Source organism: Pseudomonas sp. FW300-N2A2 (assembly GCF_017351735.1).
Classification (GTDB): Bacteria; Pseudomonadota; Gammaproteobacteria; order Pseudomonadales; family Pseudomonadaceae; genus Aquipseudomonas; species Aquipseudomonas migulae.
This window is the reverse complement of sequence record NZ_JACNDU010000024.1, coordinates 1-16117: the sequence shown is the minus strand read 5'-3', so window position 1 is coordinate 16117 and position 16117 is coordinate 1. Positions and strand designations below refer to the sequence as shown.

The 16117-nt window shown below is 60.3% G+C and carries 14 protein-coding genes; 4 read left to right on the top strand and 10 right to left on the bottom strand.

The window, feature by feature from the left end:
* The first annotated feature begins 25 nt into the window (after positions 1 to 25).
* The 4 genes from J4E42_RS22865 (at position 26) to J4E42_RS22850 (ending at position 3200) form a co-directional block, all read left to right on the top strand.
* The gene (locus tag J4E42_RS22865; RefSeq protein WP_008044846.1) at positions 26 to 580 is read left to right on the top strand and encodes a helix-turn-helix domain-containing protein; all 555 of its coding nucleotides are present in this window, start codon (positions 26 to 28) and stop codon (positions 578 to 580) included.
* Positions 581 to 603: 23 nt separating this feature from the next.
* Positions 604 to 1950, top strand: coding sequence for a glutamine synthetase family protein (locus tag J4E42_RS22860; RefSeq protein ID WP_207286238.1), 1347 nt, complete (start codon positions 604 to 606; stop codon positions 1948 to 1950).
* A 492-nt stretch (positions 1951 to 2442) separates the two neighbouring features.
* Positions 2443 to 2952: a hypothetical protein gene (locus J4E42_RS22855; RefSeq protein WP_207286237.1), complete on the top strand. Its 510-nt coding sequence runs from the start codon at positions 2443 to 2445 to the stop codon at positions 2950 to 2952.
* 32 nt (positions 2953 to 2984) lie between these two features.
* On the top strand, positions 2985 to 3200 hold the full coding sequence (locus J4E42_RS22850; protein ID WP_207286236.1) for a hypothetical protein: 216 nt from the start codon (positions 2985 to 2987) through the stop codon (positions 3198 to 3200).
* Between the two features lie 204 nt (positions 3201 to 3404).
* On the opposite strand, the gene J4E42_RS22845 is transcribed toward J4E42_RS22850, so the two are convergent.
* The 10 genes from J4E42_RS22845 to J4E42_RS22800 form a co-directional block, all read right to left on the bottom strand.
* A complete protein-coding gene (locus J4E42_RS22845) occupies positions 3405 to 3995 on the bottom strand; it encodes a helix-turn-helix domain-containing protein (RefSeq protein ID WP_162130711.1) in 591 nt (196 codons plus the stop codon).
* Between the two features lie 53 nt (positions 3996 to 4048).
* On the bottom strand, positions 4049 to 4210 hold the full coding sequence (locus tag J4E42_RS22840) for a hypothetical protein (protein ID WP_207286235.1): 162 nt from the start codon (positions 4208 to 4210) through the stop codon (positions 4049 to 4051).
* A 237-nt stretch (positions 4211 to 4447) separates the two neighbouring features.
* Entirely contained in the window at positions 4448 to 5242 is a 795-nt protein-coding gene (locus J4E42_RS22835) for an ABC transporter ATP-binding protein (RefSeq protein ID WP_207286234.1), read from the bottom strand.
* A gap of 13 nt (positions 5243 to 5255) precedes the next feature.
* On the bottom strand, positions 5256 to 6017 hold the full coding sequence (locus J4E42_RS22830; RefSeq protein WP_207286233.1) for an ABC transporter permease: 762 nt from the start codon (positions 6015 to 6017) through the stop codon (positions 5256 to 5258).
* A 9-nt stretch (positions 6018 to 6026) separates the two neighbouring features.
* Positions 6027 to 6788, bottom strand: coding sequence for an ABC transporter permease (locus tag J4E42_RS22825; protein WP_207286232.1), 762 nt, complete (start codon positions 6786 to 6788; stop codon positions 6027 to 6029).
* Between the two features lie 228 nt (positions 6789 to 7016).
* Entirely contained in the window at positions 7017 to 9479 is a 2463-nt protein-coding gene (locus tag J4E42_RS22820) for a TonB-dependent siderophore receptor (RefSeq protein WP_207286231.1), read from the bottom strand.
* Positions 9480 to 9977: 498 nt separating this feature from the next.
* Positions 9978 to 12248, bottom strand: a complete 2271-nt coding sequence (locus tag J4E42_RS22815) for a TonB-dependent receptor (protein WP_008042562.1) — start codon at positions 12246 to 12248, stop codon at positions 9978 to 9980.
* Between the two features lie 490 nt (positions 12249 to 12738).
* Positions 12739 to 13797: an ABC transporter substrate-binding protein gene (locus J4E42_RS22810; protein WP_207286230.1), complete on the bottom strand. Its 1059-nt coding sequence runs from the start codon at positions 13795 to 13797 to the stop codon at positions 12739 to 12741.
* Positions 13798 to 13833: 36 nt separating this feature from the next.
* Positions 13834 to 14886 (bottom strand): ABC transporter substrate-binding protein, encoded by a 1053-nt coding sequence (locus tag J4E42_RS22805; protein WP_008029138.1) that lies wholly within the window; start codon positions 14884 to 14886, stop codon positions 13834 to 13836.
* 20 nt (positions 14887 to 14906) lie between these two features.
* Positions 14907 to 16067: an LLM class flavin-dependent oxidoreductase gene (locus J4E42_RS22800; protein ID WP_192417597.1), complete on the bottom strand. Its 1161-nt coding sequence runs from the start codon at positions 16065 to 16067 to the stop codon at positions 14907 to 14909.
* Between the last annotated feature and the right edge of the window lie 50 nt (positions 16068 to 16117).

Sequence of the window (16117 nt, the reverse complement as noted above, 5' to 3'; positions counted from 1 at the left end):
ACGCACATTTTCTGGAAGCTTTCAGATGGACATGCAAGAAGAGATTTCGGCGCTGGCGATCCTGATTCAGGACCTGCGCAAACACAAGAAATACACGCTCAAGGAACTGGCGGACAAGATCGGTCGTTCCGTCGGTTTTCTTTCGCAAGTCGAGCGTGGATTGTCACGTCCGACCGTGGCGGACTTGACCGCGATCAGCGAAACCCTCGGCGTGCCGACCACCTATTTCTACAGCCTGCCCAAACCCATGGCCTTGCCGTGGGTGACCCGGCCGGACGAGCGCCGCACGCTGTATTACGCCGACGGCATCACCGACATTCTGGTCTCGCCGAAAATGCGCGCCACGTTCTCGATGCTCGAAAGCCGTCTCGAACCCGGCGCCAGCAGTGGTGACCGGCACATGGATGACAGCTCGGAGCAGGGCGGTTACGTGCTCGAAGGGCAACTGACACTTTGGCTGGATGACAATCAACCGGTCACTCTGGGGGCCGGGGACAGCTTTCAGCTCGCCAGCCATACCCATTGCCGCTACGGCAATCTCACCGATCAGCTCACCCGGGTGCTCTGGGTTTACACCTGATAAAAACAACAAGGAACAACATGATGGATGCTGTCTGCTCTGATCTGGTTGCTGAAGTGCGCGCATTTCGGCAGCGCTTTCCGGATGTGCGCTACGTCGACCTGATTTCCCTGGACATCCCGGGGCATTTCTACGGCAAGCGCTATCCGATCGAGATGCTCGAAAAGGTCGCCGCCGGCAGCGCGCTCAAGCTGCCGCAGAATTGTGTATTGCTCGGCACTCAAGGCGGGCTTTTCAAAATCGGCGACTACTGTTTCAACGACGGCGACCCGGATGCGCCCCGTCGATTGGTGCCGGGCACGCTGAAAATCGTCGACTGGGAAAAACAGCCGCTGGGGCAGATGTTGATCACCTCCAGCGGCACTGAAAAACCGATCGTCTTCGAGCCACGGGAAGTGCTGGCGCAAGTGCTGGAGCGCCTCGCTGGCAAAGGGATTTTCCCGGTGGTGGCTTTCGAACTTGAGTTCTACCTGTTCGATCGCCAGTTGCGTGACGGCTTGCCGCAGTTTGCGCGCGATCCGCTGACCGACGATGCGGACGATCAGCCGAACATGCACATCGAGCGGCTGTCGCGGTTTGCGCCGGTGCTCGATGAAATGGTCGAGACGGCGCGGGCGCAAGGCATCGACACCACGGTGATTACTGCCGAACTGGGCCCGGGGCAGTTCGAGATCAACTTCGGTCACCTGGATGACGGCCTGCGGGCTGCCGACTGGGCGGCGCTGTTTTGCCGCAGCACCCGTGGCGTGGCGCTCAAGCACAACTACCGCGCTAGTTTCATGGCCAAGCCTTACTTGCAACACCCCGGCAGCGGCATGCATGTTCATGTGAGCCTGTACGACGAGGCGGGCAATAACCTTTTAGCGGCCAATGACCAACAGCCGCTGCGCCATGCCGTGGCCGGTTGCCTAGAACTGTTGCCGCATTGCATGCCGATCTTCGCGCCGAACCACAATGCGCTGCGTCGCTTGAGCGGCACCGTGAATGTCGCGACGCGTGCCAGTTGGGGCTTCGAAGATCGGGACGCCTGCCTGCGGGTTCCTGAGTCGGACGCGAAGAATCTGCGCATCGAACATCGCCTCGCCGGTGCCGATGCCAACCCGTATCTGGTGTTGGCGGCGATTCTGGTCGGGTTGGAACAAGGACTTGAAACCGGTCGTCAACCGATAGCACCGTTGAATGAAGATCGCAGCAGTGGCATCAACTTCCCGCTGGAGATGCTGGAGGCCGTTCAATCCATGCAACACAACGCGCAGTTGCGTGAGGGATTGGGTGCGGAGTTTGTAAATGTCTACTGCGAAAACAAGCGTCAGGACCATTTGGCATTTATGCAGGACATCAATGCGCGTGAATATCGCTGGTACTTGTAGTTGACTGCTTTTCGTCACTCGACCTTAAAAAAAGTGTGGATATTTAAGGACTTGGAAAGATTAGTAACCAGGTGGTGAGTCAAAATATCTTGTTACACGGTGAAATATTCCGTAATATCCGCACCGCGTTCACCACCACGGTTTATGCATTTTTAAATCCCAGGCGTCCATCAGCTGCCTGGGATTTTTTTTGCCTGAAATAAGCTGTGCTTCAAAAATTATTCGTTCAGTTAGAACGATTATTTCTTTCGGTTATTTAAATAGACCTCTTCTGCATATCCATAACCGTGAAATCCGCGTTGTGGATCGGGTTGTGTCTGCAATCAAATCCGAATGGCGGTCATGGCAGAAATAGACGTTCCATCCACCTCGTTAAAGCTGCCCCAGCATCAAATTCCGCTGTTCGATGGTCATCTTGTTGCCCCCGGTCCAATCCTTAGAATCGGCGCCATCAGCTTCGTCCAACTATTCAAACCTTTGGGGAACAACACCATGATGAACGCCATGCAGATGCAAATGCCGATGAACGCCAACATGCCGATGATGCCGATGATGGGCATGCCGATGATGATGGCGACCATGACGTGCGAAATGATGGACGACGGCATGATGTGCAAAATGATGCCGGCCGCTGGCATGGACATGGCGATGTTCAAGAACAGCGCAGAAATGATGCAGATGATGATGAACTGCGGCATGCCGATGATGATGCACTGCGGCAACATGAGCATGATGTGCATGTCCCAGGCGGCCATGGCCATGCCGATGATGAACCTGATGATGCCAATGCCGATGATGGGCATGCCGATGCCGTCGATGAAGTGCGTGATGGAATGCACCATGATGGCTGACGGCATGATGTGCAAAATCATGCCGATGGCGGGCATGAACATGGACATGATGAAAAACTGCTGCACCCTGATGATGAAAATGATGAACGATTGCAGCATGCCGATGATGATGAGCTGCAATGGCATGCCGATGATGTGCTGCACCTGCTGATCCCGAGCGACAGCCATTAAAAAGTCCGGCCAATGCAGATTGGCCGGGCTTTTTTATGCCCTGTTTTTGTAGGAGCCAGGCTTGCCGGCGAAGGCGTACTTGAGATCGCCATCGCCGGCAAGCCGGCTCCTACAATGTTTGCGTCGTTCGATGAGTTGGAGTTGACCACCCACCCTGTAGGAGCCAGGCTTGCCGGCGAAGGCGTACTTGAGATCGCCATCGCCGGCAAGCCGGCTCCTACAGTTTGATGTCGTCCGAAAAAATAGCGGTAACCACGACCCTGTAGGAGCCAGGCTTGCCGGCGAAGGCGTATTCGAGATCGCCATCGCCGGCAAGCCGGCTCCTACAATGTCTGCGTCGTTCGATGAGTTGGAGTTGACCACCCACCCTGTAGGAGCCGGCTTGCCGGCGATGGCGTCAGCAGAGCCGCCATCACCCGCAAGCCGGTTTTGTCAGTCGAGGCGTTCCGGGTAAGTCACCACCAGATACGCCACCGCTTCACTGTCCGCCGGGTTGCGATAGCGGTGGGGCTGGTCGGCGTAAAACAGGATCGAATCGCCGGTGGAAAGCAGGTAGCGTTCGTCGTTGACGCTGATTTCCAGTACGCCCTGCGAAACCACCAGGTTCTCCTGGACGCCGGGGCCATGGCCCTCGGAGACGTCCTCTCCCAATGGGCTCAGGCGCAGTTCGTAAAACTCCGATTGGCGCGCCACGTCAAACGGGAACAGCGCACGGCTGACAAAGGCGCCGCTGGCGCTGACCAGGCGTTTGCTCTGGCTCGCCGATAACACGGCCACCCCTTCAAAGGCCCGATGTTCAAGAAATGCGGCCACCGAAACCTTCAAGCCTTTGGCGATCTTGCACAGCACTTTGATCGACGGCACGCTGCGTCCGGATTCGATCTGCGCGAGCATCGCCCGGCTCACACCGCATTGTCGCGCAAGGGCGTCGAGGGACAGGTGACGCTTGCCCCGCAGGCGTTGCAGGTTTTGCGCGACCCGCTCGCAGATCGGGTCTTCTTCCAGTGATTCGAGGTTGTTCAGGTCCAGCACGGGTTCGTGAGCGCTCGCCAGAAAGCGCGAGGGGTTTTGTGTATTCACGCCTGACGAGTCTCGGTCGAACGCGAAGCCTGAACCCACTGAAAGGCCTGCAGGCCAGCATTGCGTGCATACATTTCCCACATGGCCCGTGCCCGTTGCTGCGCTTGTTTGCGTTTGCGGTAGTTGGCGAAGTCGATGATGTTGGCGGTCGGATTCATAGGGCTCTTCACTGTCGTGGTGAATGACGGGATGGTCTGAGACTACGCGGATATTTTTATAACGATAAATACTGTTTATGTATTTATTAATTCCTTTTGGTTCTTTTGAAAGCCAACTGCCAGGAGGACTCTAAATGCCCCCTGACCCTGTAGGAGCCGGCTTGCCGGCGATGGCGGCGCATCGGACACACCGCGTCGTTTCAATCGCCAGCAAGCCGGCTCCTACAGGTCCAGCGTTTAATGCCCCACCAATTCCTCAAGCAGCTGTTCCTTGTACCCCTGCAAAACCGTTGAAGCCCGGTCCCGTGGATGGGGCAGGTCGACCTTGATTTCCTGCTTGATCCGGCCCGGATGGGCGTCCATCACAATGACCCGGTCGCCCAGGTACAGCGCTTCTTCGATGTCGTGGGTGACCATGATCACCGTGCAGCGCTGTTGCACCCAGATGCGTTGCAACTCATGTTGCAGGCGCACCCGGGTCAAGGCGTCGAGGGCGCCGAGGGGTTCGTCGAGCAGCAGCACTTTCGGTTGGTTGATCAGTGCGCGGGCGATGGCCGCGCGCTGCGCCATGCCGCCGGACAACTGGTGTGGGTAGGCGTTTTCAAAACCTTCGAGGTTGACCAGCGCAATGTGCTCGGCCACCAAACGGTCCTTTTCTGCCTTGGACAACGGATGGTTTTTCAACGCCAGGGCAATGTTCTGGTTCAGGGTCATCCACGGAAACAGCCGATGGTCCTGAAACACGATCCCGCGTTCCAGGCTGGTGCCGACCACCCGTTTGCCATCCAGCAGAATGTCGCCTTCATAGTCGTCCTCCAGCCCGACGATCAGCCGCAGCAGCGTCGACTTACCGCAACCGCTGGCACCGACGATGCTGACGAACTCACCGGGACGAACGTCGAGATTGATCTGCTGCAGCACCGGCAAAGGCTGGCCTTCGATCCGGTAGGCCTTGCTGAGGCCGCGAATCTGCAGCGCACCGGTGTGTAATGAGGTGCTGTGTGGCACAGCGTGTTGGGCAATTGCGTTCATGGTTATCGGCCTTTCAGCGAATGTTGCGCCAGCGCAGCAGATGGCGGCTAAGAAGAGTGAACAGCAGGGTCATCAGGTAACCGCAGAGGCCGATACACAGCACGCTGAGGACGATGACTTCCATGCGTGAGCCGGCTTCGGCGTTCATCATCAGGTTGCCCAGGCCGGCGCCCGAAGACAGGAACAGTTCGCTGCCTACCGCAGTGACCCAGGCAAACGCCAGCGCATGCAGCACGCCGGTGGCAATGCTCGGCAGCGCCGCCGGCAGCAGCACATGACGAAAGCGTTGCCAGCGGCTCAGCACCAGCACCTGGCCGACCTCGCGATAGCGCTTCTCTACATGGCTGAAACCCTGATACGTGTTGAGGACCATCGGATAGAACGCCGCGAGACTGACGATCAATACTTTGGAAAACTCGCCATTGCCAAACCACATGGCGATCAACGGAATCCAGCCGAGCATCGGCACCTGGCGGATCGAATGAAACAGCGGCCCGACCAGCCGATTGGCCACCGCCGACAGCGCCATCAGCACCCCCAGCAGCACGCCGAAGAAAATCCCCAGTGCGAGGCCGGTGCTGGTGCGGGCCAGGCTGGCCAGCAGGTTCACCAGCAACTCGCCGTTGGCCAACAGTTCGAGCAACGCCGCGCCGATCGCCGACAACGGCACAAAGGCATACGCGCCGGCGGCACCCTGGCGCGACAGGTATTCCCAGCCGCCGATCAACAACAGCGGCAGCAGCAGGCCACGGGATTTGGCAAGCAATCGAATCATCATCGGCTCCTAGCGGGTCTGCCAGCGGAACAGCCGCTGTTCCAGTTGGCGAAAGGTAAAGTCCAGGGCGAAACCGATAACGCCGGTCACCACAATCCCGACCATCACCACATCAATGCGCAACATCTGCCGGCTCATTTCGATCATCTGCCCCAGACCGCTGTCGGCGGCCAGCAACTCGGTGGCCACCAACACCACCCAGGCGCGGGTCAGGCTGATGCGAAAACCGGTGATGATCGGCGGCGCGGCAGCGGGCAGGGCGATGGCGCAGACAAACGTCGGCCAGCGCAGGCGATACACATCGGCGACTTCGAAGTAGCTGCGCGGAATGGCCTTGACCCCTTCGCTGGCGGCCAGCGCCACCGGGAAGAACGCGGTCTTGGCGACGATGATGATCTTGAAGGTTTCATCGATGCCGAACAGCAGCACAAACATCGGGATCAGCGCGATGCTGGGGATCTGGCGCAGGGTATGGAACAGCGGCGAGCAGTAGATCTCGACGTTCTTCGACAACGCCATCAGCACCCCGAACGCCAGGCCCAGCAGCGAGCCGATGCCGAAACCCAGCCCCAGTCGTGACAGGCTGTTGAGCAAGTGGTCGAGCAGCTCACCGCTGGCCGACAGTTCCTCGAAGGTCTGCCACACCTGAGCGGGCGGGACGAGCAGGTTGCGCGGGAAAATCCCGGCCTCGGCCACCACCGCCCAAAGCAACAGCAGGGCGGCAGGGGAGATGAGCCAGGTCAGGGGAAACAACAGACGTCGGGTACGCATGGCGGGTCTTATTTCGGCGAAGTACCGCAGGGGTATCGCAAGAGGTGTGCCATCGCACAGAGAGTGGTTGATCGCACTGACGCCTTCGCGGGCAAGCCTCGCTCCTACAGGGACAATGCGTAACCTGTAGGAGCGAGGCTTGCCCGCGAAGGCGTCAGCCTATGCACCGCACATTGATGCCATGCCAACACCCATTGCTGCCCCAGCAACACCCCATCAGCACCCGCCTCAGAACTCGTAACTGACGCTGGTGTAATAAAACGCACCCTGCGCACCTTCAGGGCTGGTGATCGAGTATTTCGGTACGCCGTACAACTGCGCGCCTTCCGCCTTGTCCGGGTGCGTGTCGAACAGGTTGATCGCGCCCACCGACAGCTTCAGCGCCTTGTTGAAGGTGTACGACACATCCAGGTCCGTGACCCATTGCGAGCTGTAGGTCTGGTCCAGGGTCGGGTTGGTGGCGTTGAGGCTTTTCCATTCACCGTAACGACGCTGAGCCACGGTCACACCCCATTCATCAAACAGCCAGTTGGCGCTCAGCACCAGTTTGGTTTCCGGTGTGCCGTCCTCGATCAGGCCCTGGGTGGTACGGCCGACAATCTGCGAACCCTTGATATTGCCGACATCGCGCAACGCGGTGATTTTCGTGTTGTTCTGGCTGATGCCGCTGCTCAGGTTCAGGCGGCCCCATTGCTGCAGGTCCAGCTGATAGTTACCCATCAACTCGATCCCGTCGGTGCGGGTGTCGGCAACGTTGGTGTAGAAGGCCGCGCTCTGGATATTCGCGTAGGGTGTGCCGGCGAAAATCGGCGACACCACCGCCGCCGGTAACTGATCCGAGAGGGTGATGCGGTTGTCGATGTCGATCCGGTAGGCGTCCAGCGTCACCGACGCGTTGGCCAACGGGCGCCAGACCAGGCCCAGGGAATAACTGGTGGACTCTTCCGGTTTCAGCGACTTGCCGCCCAGCAGCGCCGCTTCCGGGCTGTCGGCGCGCAATGTGCGTTGTTGCACTTCGACGAAGTTGCCGCTGCCGGGCGGCTGCTCGACCACCTGCACGCTGAACGAAGACAAGCCGCTCTGCACCAGCGACGGCGCGCGATAACCCGTGCTGGCTGTGGCCCGTGCGGCGATCTGCGGGGTGAAGTCATAACGCAGCGACAGTTTGCCGTTGGTGGTGTCGCCGAAGTCCGAATAGTGCTCGGTGCGCACCGCGACGCCGGCCTGGAATTTCTCGGTGATCTGCCCTTCGACGTCGATGTAGGCACCCAGCACGTTGCGGTCCAGTGAAGCCGCATCGACCTGGGTGATGCCCGAGTAGTAACCCGGGATGCGTCGGCCGGTGACCGGGTCGACGGTGTTGAACAACGGGCCGTTCTGCCAGCCTGCCGCTTCGCCGGCGCTCAGCTCGTAATTCTCCTGACGCCAGGCCAGGCCGGCCGAGAGTGTCAGCGGCTTGAACAGCAGGTCGGTGGGGAAATCCCGCACCCAGTCCAGCGTCACGTTGGTCTGATCGGCCTCCCGTTCGCCGGTGAAGATTTTTTCCGGGCTGGTGGCGCCCCAGCTGGGGTTGATCGCGTTACGGTCGGTGGACTTCAGGGTGTTGTTGCCATGGTTCACCGCGAAATCAAATTTACCCAGAAGGTCGTCTTCGTAACGCAGGCCGCTGGTCAGCGCATAGTCTTCCAGCGAATAGCGCGTGATCGGCAGGCGCCCGTCCGGGAAGCGCTGCAATGCGGTGCTGCTGTAGTTGTTGCGCAGGGTGGTGGGCGGGTCGAAGAAACCTTCGGCGTCGGTGTTTTTGTGCGAGTAGGTGGCGAAACCGTAGGCCGTCAGACCGTCGCCGATGCCGACTTCGCTGTTGGCGGCGAAGTTGTACTGGTCCGAGACATTACCCGAGCCCCAACGCCAGGTGCGGTAGCGGTTGTTCTGCTCGCGCGGCGTGTTGATGCTGGTGGAACCGGGGTAGAAGATCCGGTTGTCAGGGTTGGTGTCGCTGGCCGGGTCCTGGCTGCCGGCGTCGAAACTCAGGGTCAGGAAGCCGTCGTTGGGCAGGGCGAAACCTTTCCAGCCGCTGAGCTTGCGTTGGATGCCGTCACCCTTGTCGTAGCCGCCGAAGCGGTAACCGAGGTTGCCGCCGTCGTCCTTTTCCTTGAGCACGATGTTGATCACCCCGGCGATGGCGTCGGAGCCGTATTGAGCGGCGGCGCCGTCGCGCAGGATTTCGACGCGCTGGATCGAGCTCAAGGGGATCAGGCTCAGGTCGACCGCAGCGGCGCCACGACCGTTGACCAGGCTTTGTCGCGTGACGTTGGCGCTGGTGTGGCGGCGTTTGCCGTTGACCAGCACCAGCACCTGATCGGAGGCCAGGCCACGCAACGAGGCGCCCTGAGCGATGGAACCGGCGAACGCGCCCTGGGGCGATTGCGGATAGCTGAACGAAGGCGACAGGGCCGTGAGCGCGCCGGACAGGTCGCTGGCACCGGTCTGCTGCAATTGCTCGCTGGTCAAGACGTCTACCGGCGCGGCGCTTTCCAGTGCGGTGACATCACTGCGCCGGGTGCCGAGCACCACGACAGTGTCCAGGTGATCGCCGCTGGCGGTGGGTTGGGTTTCGGCAGCCGAAACAGGCACGGCAAGGCTGCCAATGACCAGCGCAATAGCGCCGGCCAACGGAGTGCGATGGAACATGAGCAGAGTCCTTAAAAGGTCCGCAGCCCCTGTAGGAGCTGGCTTGCCGGCGATGGCGACCGCATGAGCGATGCGCGCCTTGAGGCCCTCATCGCCGGCAAGCCAGCTCCTACAGGGGAAGCGGTGTCACGGAAATTGAGAACAACACAATCCTTTGTAGGAGCCGGCTTGCCGGCGATAGCGTCCTCACTGGCGACGCAAGGCTTTAGGCCCTCATCGCCGGCAAGCCAGCTCCTACAGGGAAAGCGGTGTCACGGAAATTGAAAACAACACAATCCTTGTAGGAGCCGGCTTGCCGGCGATGGCGTCCTCACTGGCGACGCAAGGCTTGAAGGCCTCATCGCTGGCAAGCCAGCTCCTACAGGGGGAAGCGGTGTCACGGAAATCGAGAACAACACAATCCTTTGTAGGAGCCGGCTTGCTGGCGATGGCGTCCTTACCGCCGATGCAAGGCATGAAGGCCCCATCGCCGGCAAGCCGGCTCCTACAGAGGGGCCGTCAGAAGCGGCTGGTCACGCTCAGGCCGACGGTGCGCGGGTCGCCGTAGGTGATGACGTACTGACCGAGGGTGCCGTTGGGCCGGCCATGGACCTGGTAGCGACGGTCGGTGAGGTTGTTGACGAAACCGGTGACGCTGAGTTTTTCATCCGGGCTGAACCAGGTCAGGCGGGTGTTGGCCAGGGTGTAATGGGGTTGGGTGAGCGTCTTGTCGGCGCTGCTCTGGCGATCGGCGAGGAAGTATTCCTTGTCGCGAAAACTCACGTCGCCGCCGGCCACCAGCTTGCCGCCGATTTCCAGCGGGAAGGTGTAATCGGCACCGAGCGACACCACGTTGCGTGGCGAACGCACGAAGCTGTTGCCGCTGTAGTCACCGGTGACGGCGCCTGTGGTCGGGTTAGTGTTTTTGAAATCGGTGTATTCGGTATCGAGGAACGACACCGCCGCCCGCAAGTGCAGGTAGTCAGTCGGCTGGCCTTCGAGCTCCAGCTCGGCGCCCTTGACCGTACCCTTGGCGCCGTTGGTCAGCGCGGTGGTCAACACGCCGTTGTTGACCGTCAGCAGGTTCACCTGAATGTCCGAGTAGTCGTAGTAGAAAATGTTGGCGTTGGCCGTCAGGCGATGGTCGAACCACTCGGACTTGAGGCCGATTTCGTAGGCGTCGAGTTGTTCCGGGTCAACCGTGGTCAGCTGCGCAAGGCTGGTCGACAGCCCAGTGTTGAATCCGCCGGAGCGGAAACCGTGGGCATAACGGAAGAACACGCGCACGTTGTCGTTGATCCGGTATTCCGGCGTCAGGTCGTACGTCCAGGCTTCCCAGGTCTTGTCTTCCTGACGATTGCCGTTGGTGCCGGCGCCGCCCAGCGGCACCAGCGGGCCGTTGGCCGTGGTGCGGGTCAGTTGGGTCAGGTTGAGGTCGATGTCTTTCTTTTCCTGGGTCCAGCGCAGGCCACCGGTGACGCTGAAATCGTCGGTGAAGTCGTAGGTCAGGTTGCCGAACAACGCATAGCTGTCGGTGGTGTGGTCGAAGTTGAGGTCACGAAAGTCGGTGGCGCCGCCGGTCTGGTTCGAGCCGGTGCCGTTGGGTGTCGGGCCGGGAGTGATGATGCGCTGGGCCGAGCTGTCGAGGTCTTCGTGGAAGTAATGCGCACCGGCGAGCCAGCGCAGGGTTTCCTGCTGCGGCGATGCCAGGCGGATTTCTTGCGAGTACTGGGTGTATTTGTTATCGGAAATCGCTGCGCCGTTCACCTCAAAAGGCGTGTAGTCGGCATCGCTGGTGGATTGGCCGCGGATGTAGTCATAAGCGCTGATCGACGTCAGGGTGTAATCACCCAAATTCCAGTTCAGGGTCAGCGACGTGCCGTCGTGATCAAGCTTGGAATCCTCGTTGACGTTCAGCGCGGTGTCGCGCCCGTTGGGTCGCTGATAACCGACGTTGTAGTAACGCCCGACGGCCAGCGAGCCGTTGCTGCCATCGCCTTTGAATTCACGGCTGTGGATCTTCAGCAGGGCATCCAGGTCAGGGTTCAACTGGGCGAGGAATTGCAGGCGTACGGCTTTCTTGTTGACGTCGCCGTAGGTGTTGTCGTCGACGAGGTTCTTCTGGAAACCGTCGCGCTCTTCGGAATACAGCGCCACCCGTGCGGCGAGTTTTTCATCCACCAGCGCGCCGCCGAGGGCACCGCTGACGATGCGTTCGTTCTTGCTGCCGAAGCCGATGGTGCCGAAACCGTCAGTGTCGAAAGTCGGCTTTTTGGAAATGATGTTCACCGCGCCGGCGGTAGTGTTCTTGCCGTACAGCGTGCCTTGCGGACCGCGCAGAATCTCCACGCGTTCCAGGTCGAACAACGGCCCGCCACCGGCAATCGGTGCGTTCAGGTACACGTCATCGGCGTAGATCCCCACCGGGAACACCGTGGCCGCGCCCGTATCACCGGTGCCGAGGCCGCGAATGTACCAACGCGGCCGGCCATCACCGTCGGGGTTCTTCGCCGCTACGTTGGGAACGAATGTGGTGATGTCGCCGATATTGCGCACGCCATCGGCTATCAGGCTGGTGCCCTGTACCGCCGACACGGCCACCGGAACCTCTTGCAGGGTTTCTTCCCGGTGTTGAGCAGTGACGGTGACCGTCTTGAGTGAAGGCTCCGTGGTGGTCTTGTCGCTGTCTGCGTCCTTGGATTGCGCCGCCAGCAGCCCCTCGCTGACAGTCCCCCCGGACAGCAGCAAGGTTAACCAGATACTCTTGGTGATTGGATTAAGTTTATGCATGTGAATCTCCCCCGTTAAAGTTTCGCTAATAGGGGTAGAGCAGAGATCGTGCCAGATTGTTTTTTAGGGGTTTTAGTTTTGTTAAATCATTGAAATAAAAGGATTAAATAGTTTTTTTAAGTTGCTGTTAAAGGCGATTTTTAATAAGTGAGTTAGTTGGATCCAGTCTGGCGCTAAGTGCCTGTCGGGGATTCAGCAGAAAGTTGCTTGGCGGGTGTTGCTGGAGCAGCAGGAGTGGGGCGGGGGTGTGTTGCTGGGCGAGCAATGCGGTGATGTTGAATACGCCATCGCCGGAACGCCGCCCGCAGCAAGCCGGCTCCTACACGGGGTCGCGGCGCACGCGGATTAACGGTTGGAATCGTGAGACGCCTTCGCGGGCAAGCCTCGCTCCTACAGGCGATGTGTGTCGGCCACAATAAATTTGAACGACACACAACCCCTGTAGGAGCGAGGCTTGCCCGCGAAGGGGCCCTCACAAACGAAAAAAACCTCAAACCGCCAATCGTGACGTCGAACCAATCACCTTTTCCAGCACGCTGAAATCGATCCACTCACGCACATCGAACCGGCGTGGAATGAAATCCCAGCGATGCAGGAAATCGGTGAAATCCTGCAACGCTTCAATCGAGCGCGCATCCAGGGTTGTGCGCAAACGCCGATGCGCATCTTCACCATACGCAGCGGCCACCCAGTACTCGCTGGTATTGAGTTCCCGCGCCAAAAAGCGTCGGGTTTCTTCCGGATTGGCCCACGCCCATTGCTCGGTGCGCAGCACGGTGTCGACGATTTTCACGCTGGCATCGAAATGCTCGTGCAGCAGGTGCGTGTCCACGGTCAGGGTCCGTGGCGTACCGTTGTTCGAGCGGATCAACGGGTCAGGGTGCGAGCCGGTATCGACCACCACCTGCAAGCCGAACTCGTTCGCCAGGTGCACGGCGTGCGCACCCTTGAGGAAAATCGCGTCGATGTCGCCGCGCAGCAGTCCGATCAGTTCGTTATTGCGCTTGCTGAAGCGCGTGACACCAAGGCTGACTTCCGAGCCGAAGACATGCTGTTTTTGATCGTCGCTGTAAGTACCGCCGTAGGGGTAATCCACCAGCTCGACGTCGGACACCTCCAGGCCTTCAAGCTTGAGGGCGTTTTCCAGTCCGCGCATGGCCTGGGCGCGAGTGAAATCGATCTGCACGTTGGCCCATTTCGGCAGGCCGAAGCGGCGGTTCTTCAGGTCGCGAATACTCTTCACACCGCTTTCCGCAGTGGTCAGGATCAACTGCACCTCGTCGCTCCAGGACAACCCCAGTACGCGGGTTTGCACGCCGCTGGCGTAGGCCCAGATCGCTGGAATATTGCCGCCGTGACGCACCGAATTTTTCAGGTGATGGTCGTAATGAGCTTCGCGAACTTCCCGTTCACTGGACTCGCGCAAGGACTGGATATTGGTGCCGAACGGCAGAAAGGCTTCCGCCAGGCGTCCGGACTGTACGGCGATGCCAAGCCCGGTGGGCACCGGGCTGTGGGTGTACCAAAGGGTATCGAGTGGTTTGCTCATAAGGGTCTTCAGTTCCAATCCATGAAATCCGGCGGGTTAGCCAGCCAGTGCGGTGGGTGTTGCCAGCAGCGCTTGCAACGGCCGTGGATCGATCCAGTCGCGCACGTCGAAGCTTTTCGGGATGAAGCGCCAGCGATGCAGGAAGTGGGTGAAATCCTGCAACGCGGCGATGGCCTGTTCGTCGAGTTCGGTGCGCAGGCGCAGGTGCGCGTCGTCGCCATACGCGGCGCTGACCCAGTACTCGCTGCTGTTGGTTTCCCGAGCCAGGTAGCGACGGGTTTCTTCCGGATGGGTGTGCGCCCATTGTTCGGCGCGCAGCACCGAATCAAGAATGCCGGTGGCCACATCGAAATGCTGGTCCAGCAGGTTCAGGTCCACGGCCAGTGTGCGTGGGGTGCCGTTGTTGCTGCGAATCAGCGGTTCCGGGTGCGAGCCGGTGTCGATCACCGTGTGCAGGCCGAACTCGTGGGCCTGCCGGGCGGCACTCGCGCCCTTGAGGAAAATCGCATCGACCTCACCGCGCAGCAGGCCCACCAGTTCCAGGTTGCGTCCCTCGACCCGCTGCGCGCTGACCGGTGTGCCGTTGACGGTTTGCACCTGCGGGTCGCTGAACGTGCCGTCATAACGGAAGTTCACCAATTGCACGTCGCCGACTTGCAGGCCTTCGAGTTTCAGGGCGTTTTCCAGGCCGCGCAGGGCCTGGGCGCGGGTGAAGTCGATCTGCGCGCCAGCCCAGTCAGGCAGGCCGAAACGACGGTCCTTGAGGTCCTTGACAGTTTTGATGCCGCTGTCGGCGCGGGTCAGGATCAGTTGCACTTCATCAGCCCAGGACAGGCCGATGACCCGGGTTTCCCGGCCCTGCGCACGGGCCCAGATCGCCGGGATGTTGCCGCCGTGGCGTACCGAGTTACGCAAGGTGTGATCGAAGTGAGATTCGCGAACCGCTTTGTCAGTGGACTCGCGCAGCGATTGAACCTCGGTGCCGAGCGCGCCGACGGTGTCTTGCAGCCAGCCTTTTTGCACGGCGATGCCGAGTCCGGTCGGGACCGGGCAGCGGGTGTACCAGAGGGTGTCGAGGGCTTGCGTCATCAATGATTCTCCCGCCGCGCTCAGGCGCTGGCCTTCAAGTGGGTTTGCGGTTGGGCGACAGGGCGCTGGTGCACCAGCGGCAGCACTTCCTGACCGATGCGCAGGGCTTCTTCCAGGTGCGGATTGCCGGCGAGGATGAAGGTCGAGAAACCGGCGTCGCGGTATTCCGACAGGCGTTCGGCGATGTTCTGGTGACTGCCCACCAGGCCCACGGTCGGCCCGGGTTTGGCCTTGGCGAAACCGGCCCACAGGTTCGGGCCAATGATCAGGTCATCAAAGCGATCGACGTTCTGGTGGTAAGCCGTTTGCCGTGCGCCGCCGACCGAATCGGAACCGCTGGTAAAGCCTTTGGCGACCACGCTGCTCTTGCCTTCGAGCTTGTCGAACTGGCGGCGCAGATCTTTCCAGGCCTGCTCTTCGGTTTCGCGTGCGAAGAGGTCGACGCGCAGTCCGAAGCGCACGCTGCGACCTTGTTTGTCCGCCAGTTCGCGGACGCGCTCGATGTGCGGCTTGAGCTTGTCGATCGGCTCGGCCCAGTTCAGGTAAACGTCGGCATGTTTGGCGGCGACATCCAGCGCGGCATCGGAAAAACCGGAGAAATACACGCCGGGTTTGCGTTCGTTTTGCAAACCATGGGGCAGGGCGCCGTTCTCCAGTTGGTAGATATCGCCGTCGTAGGAGAAACGTTCGTTCTGCCAAAGACCCTGGATGATGTCGAGGAATTCGCCGGTGCGCTTGTAGCGCAGGTCGTGTTCGAGGAAGTCACCGTTGGCCCGCTGACTGGCCGGGTTGCCGCCGGTGATGATGTTCCACTCCAGGCGGCCGCGACTGAGGTTTTGCAGGATGGCCGCTTGTTGCGCGGCATAGGCCGGCAAGGTCCAGGTGGCCTGGAAGGCGATCAGGAATTTGATCCGGCGGGTTTCCCGGGCCAGGGCCGCTGCGGCAATCCACGGCTCCGGGCCGGTGGGCAGCAGGGCACCTTCGAACCCGGCCAGTTCCGCCGCTTTCGCGACCTGGGCGATGTAGTCGATGTAAGTGAAATCATCCGGTTCGCCGTTGGGCAAGCGCCCCGGTGCGATGTTGCCCGGTCGATAGTCCGGATTGCCACGATTGTGTTTGTCGGTGGTCAGTTGCGGACCATCGGTGCCCAGCGGCAGACGCCAGAAAAATTCAGTGCTCATGGGATGCTCCTGATTCAAGTACGCGTTGCGTCGCGCAGGTGCGAGGACGC

Coding starts and splice junctions, on each gene's coding strand:
- J4E42_RS22865 (WP_008044846.1), top strand. CDS start 26: ATGGACATGCAAGAAGAGATTTCGGCGCTGGCGATCCTGATTCAGGAC.
- J4E42_RS22825 (WP_207286232.1), bottom strand. CDS start 6,788: ATGCGTACCCGACGTCTGTTGTTTCCCCTGACCTGGCTCATCTCCCCT.
- J4E42_RS22840 (WP_207286235.1), bottom strand. CDS start 4,210: ATGAATCCGACCGCCAACATCATCGACTTCGCCAACTACCGCAAACGC.
- J4E42_RS22815 (WP_008042562.1), bottom strand. CDS start 12,248: ATGCATAAACTTAATCCAATCACCAAGAGTATCTGGTTAACCTTGCTG.
- J4E42_RS22860 (WP_207286238.1), top strand. CDS start 604: ATGGATGCTGTCTGCTCTGATCTGGTTGCTGAAGTGCGCGCATTTCGG.
- J4E42_RS22835 (WP_207286234.1), bottom strand. CDS start 5,242: ATGAACGCAATTGCCCAACACGCTGTGCCACACAGCACCTCATTACAC.
- J4E42_RS22820 (WP_207286231.1), bottom strand. CDS start 9,479: ATGTTCCATCGCACTCCGTTGGCCGGCGCTATTGCGCTGGTCATTGGC.
- J4E42_RS22800 (WP_192417597.1), bottom strand. CDS start 16,067: ATGAGCACTGAATTTTTCTGGCGTCTGCCGCTGGGCACCGATGGTCCG.
- J4E42_RS22805 (WP_008029138.1), bottom strand. CDS start 14,886: ATGACGCAAGCCCTCGACACCCTCTGGTACACCCGCTGCCCGGTCCCG.
- J4E42_RS22830 (WP_207286233.1), bottom strand. CDS start 6,017: ATGATTCGATTGCTTGCCAAATCCCGTGGCCTGCTGCTGCCGCTGTTG.
- J4E42_RS22810 (WP_207286230.1), bottom strand. CDS start 13,797: ATGAGCAAACCACTCGATACCCTTTGGTACACCCACAGCCCGGTGCCC.
- J4E42_RS22855 (WP_207286237.1), top strand. CDS start 2,443: ATGATGAACGCCATGCAGATGCAAATGCCGATGAACGCCAACATGCCG.
- J4E42_RS22850 (WP_207286236.1), top strand. CDS start 2,985: ATGCAGATTGGCCGGGCTTTTTTATGCCCTGTTTTTGTAGGAGCCAGG.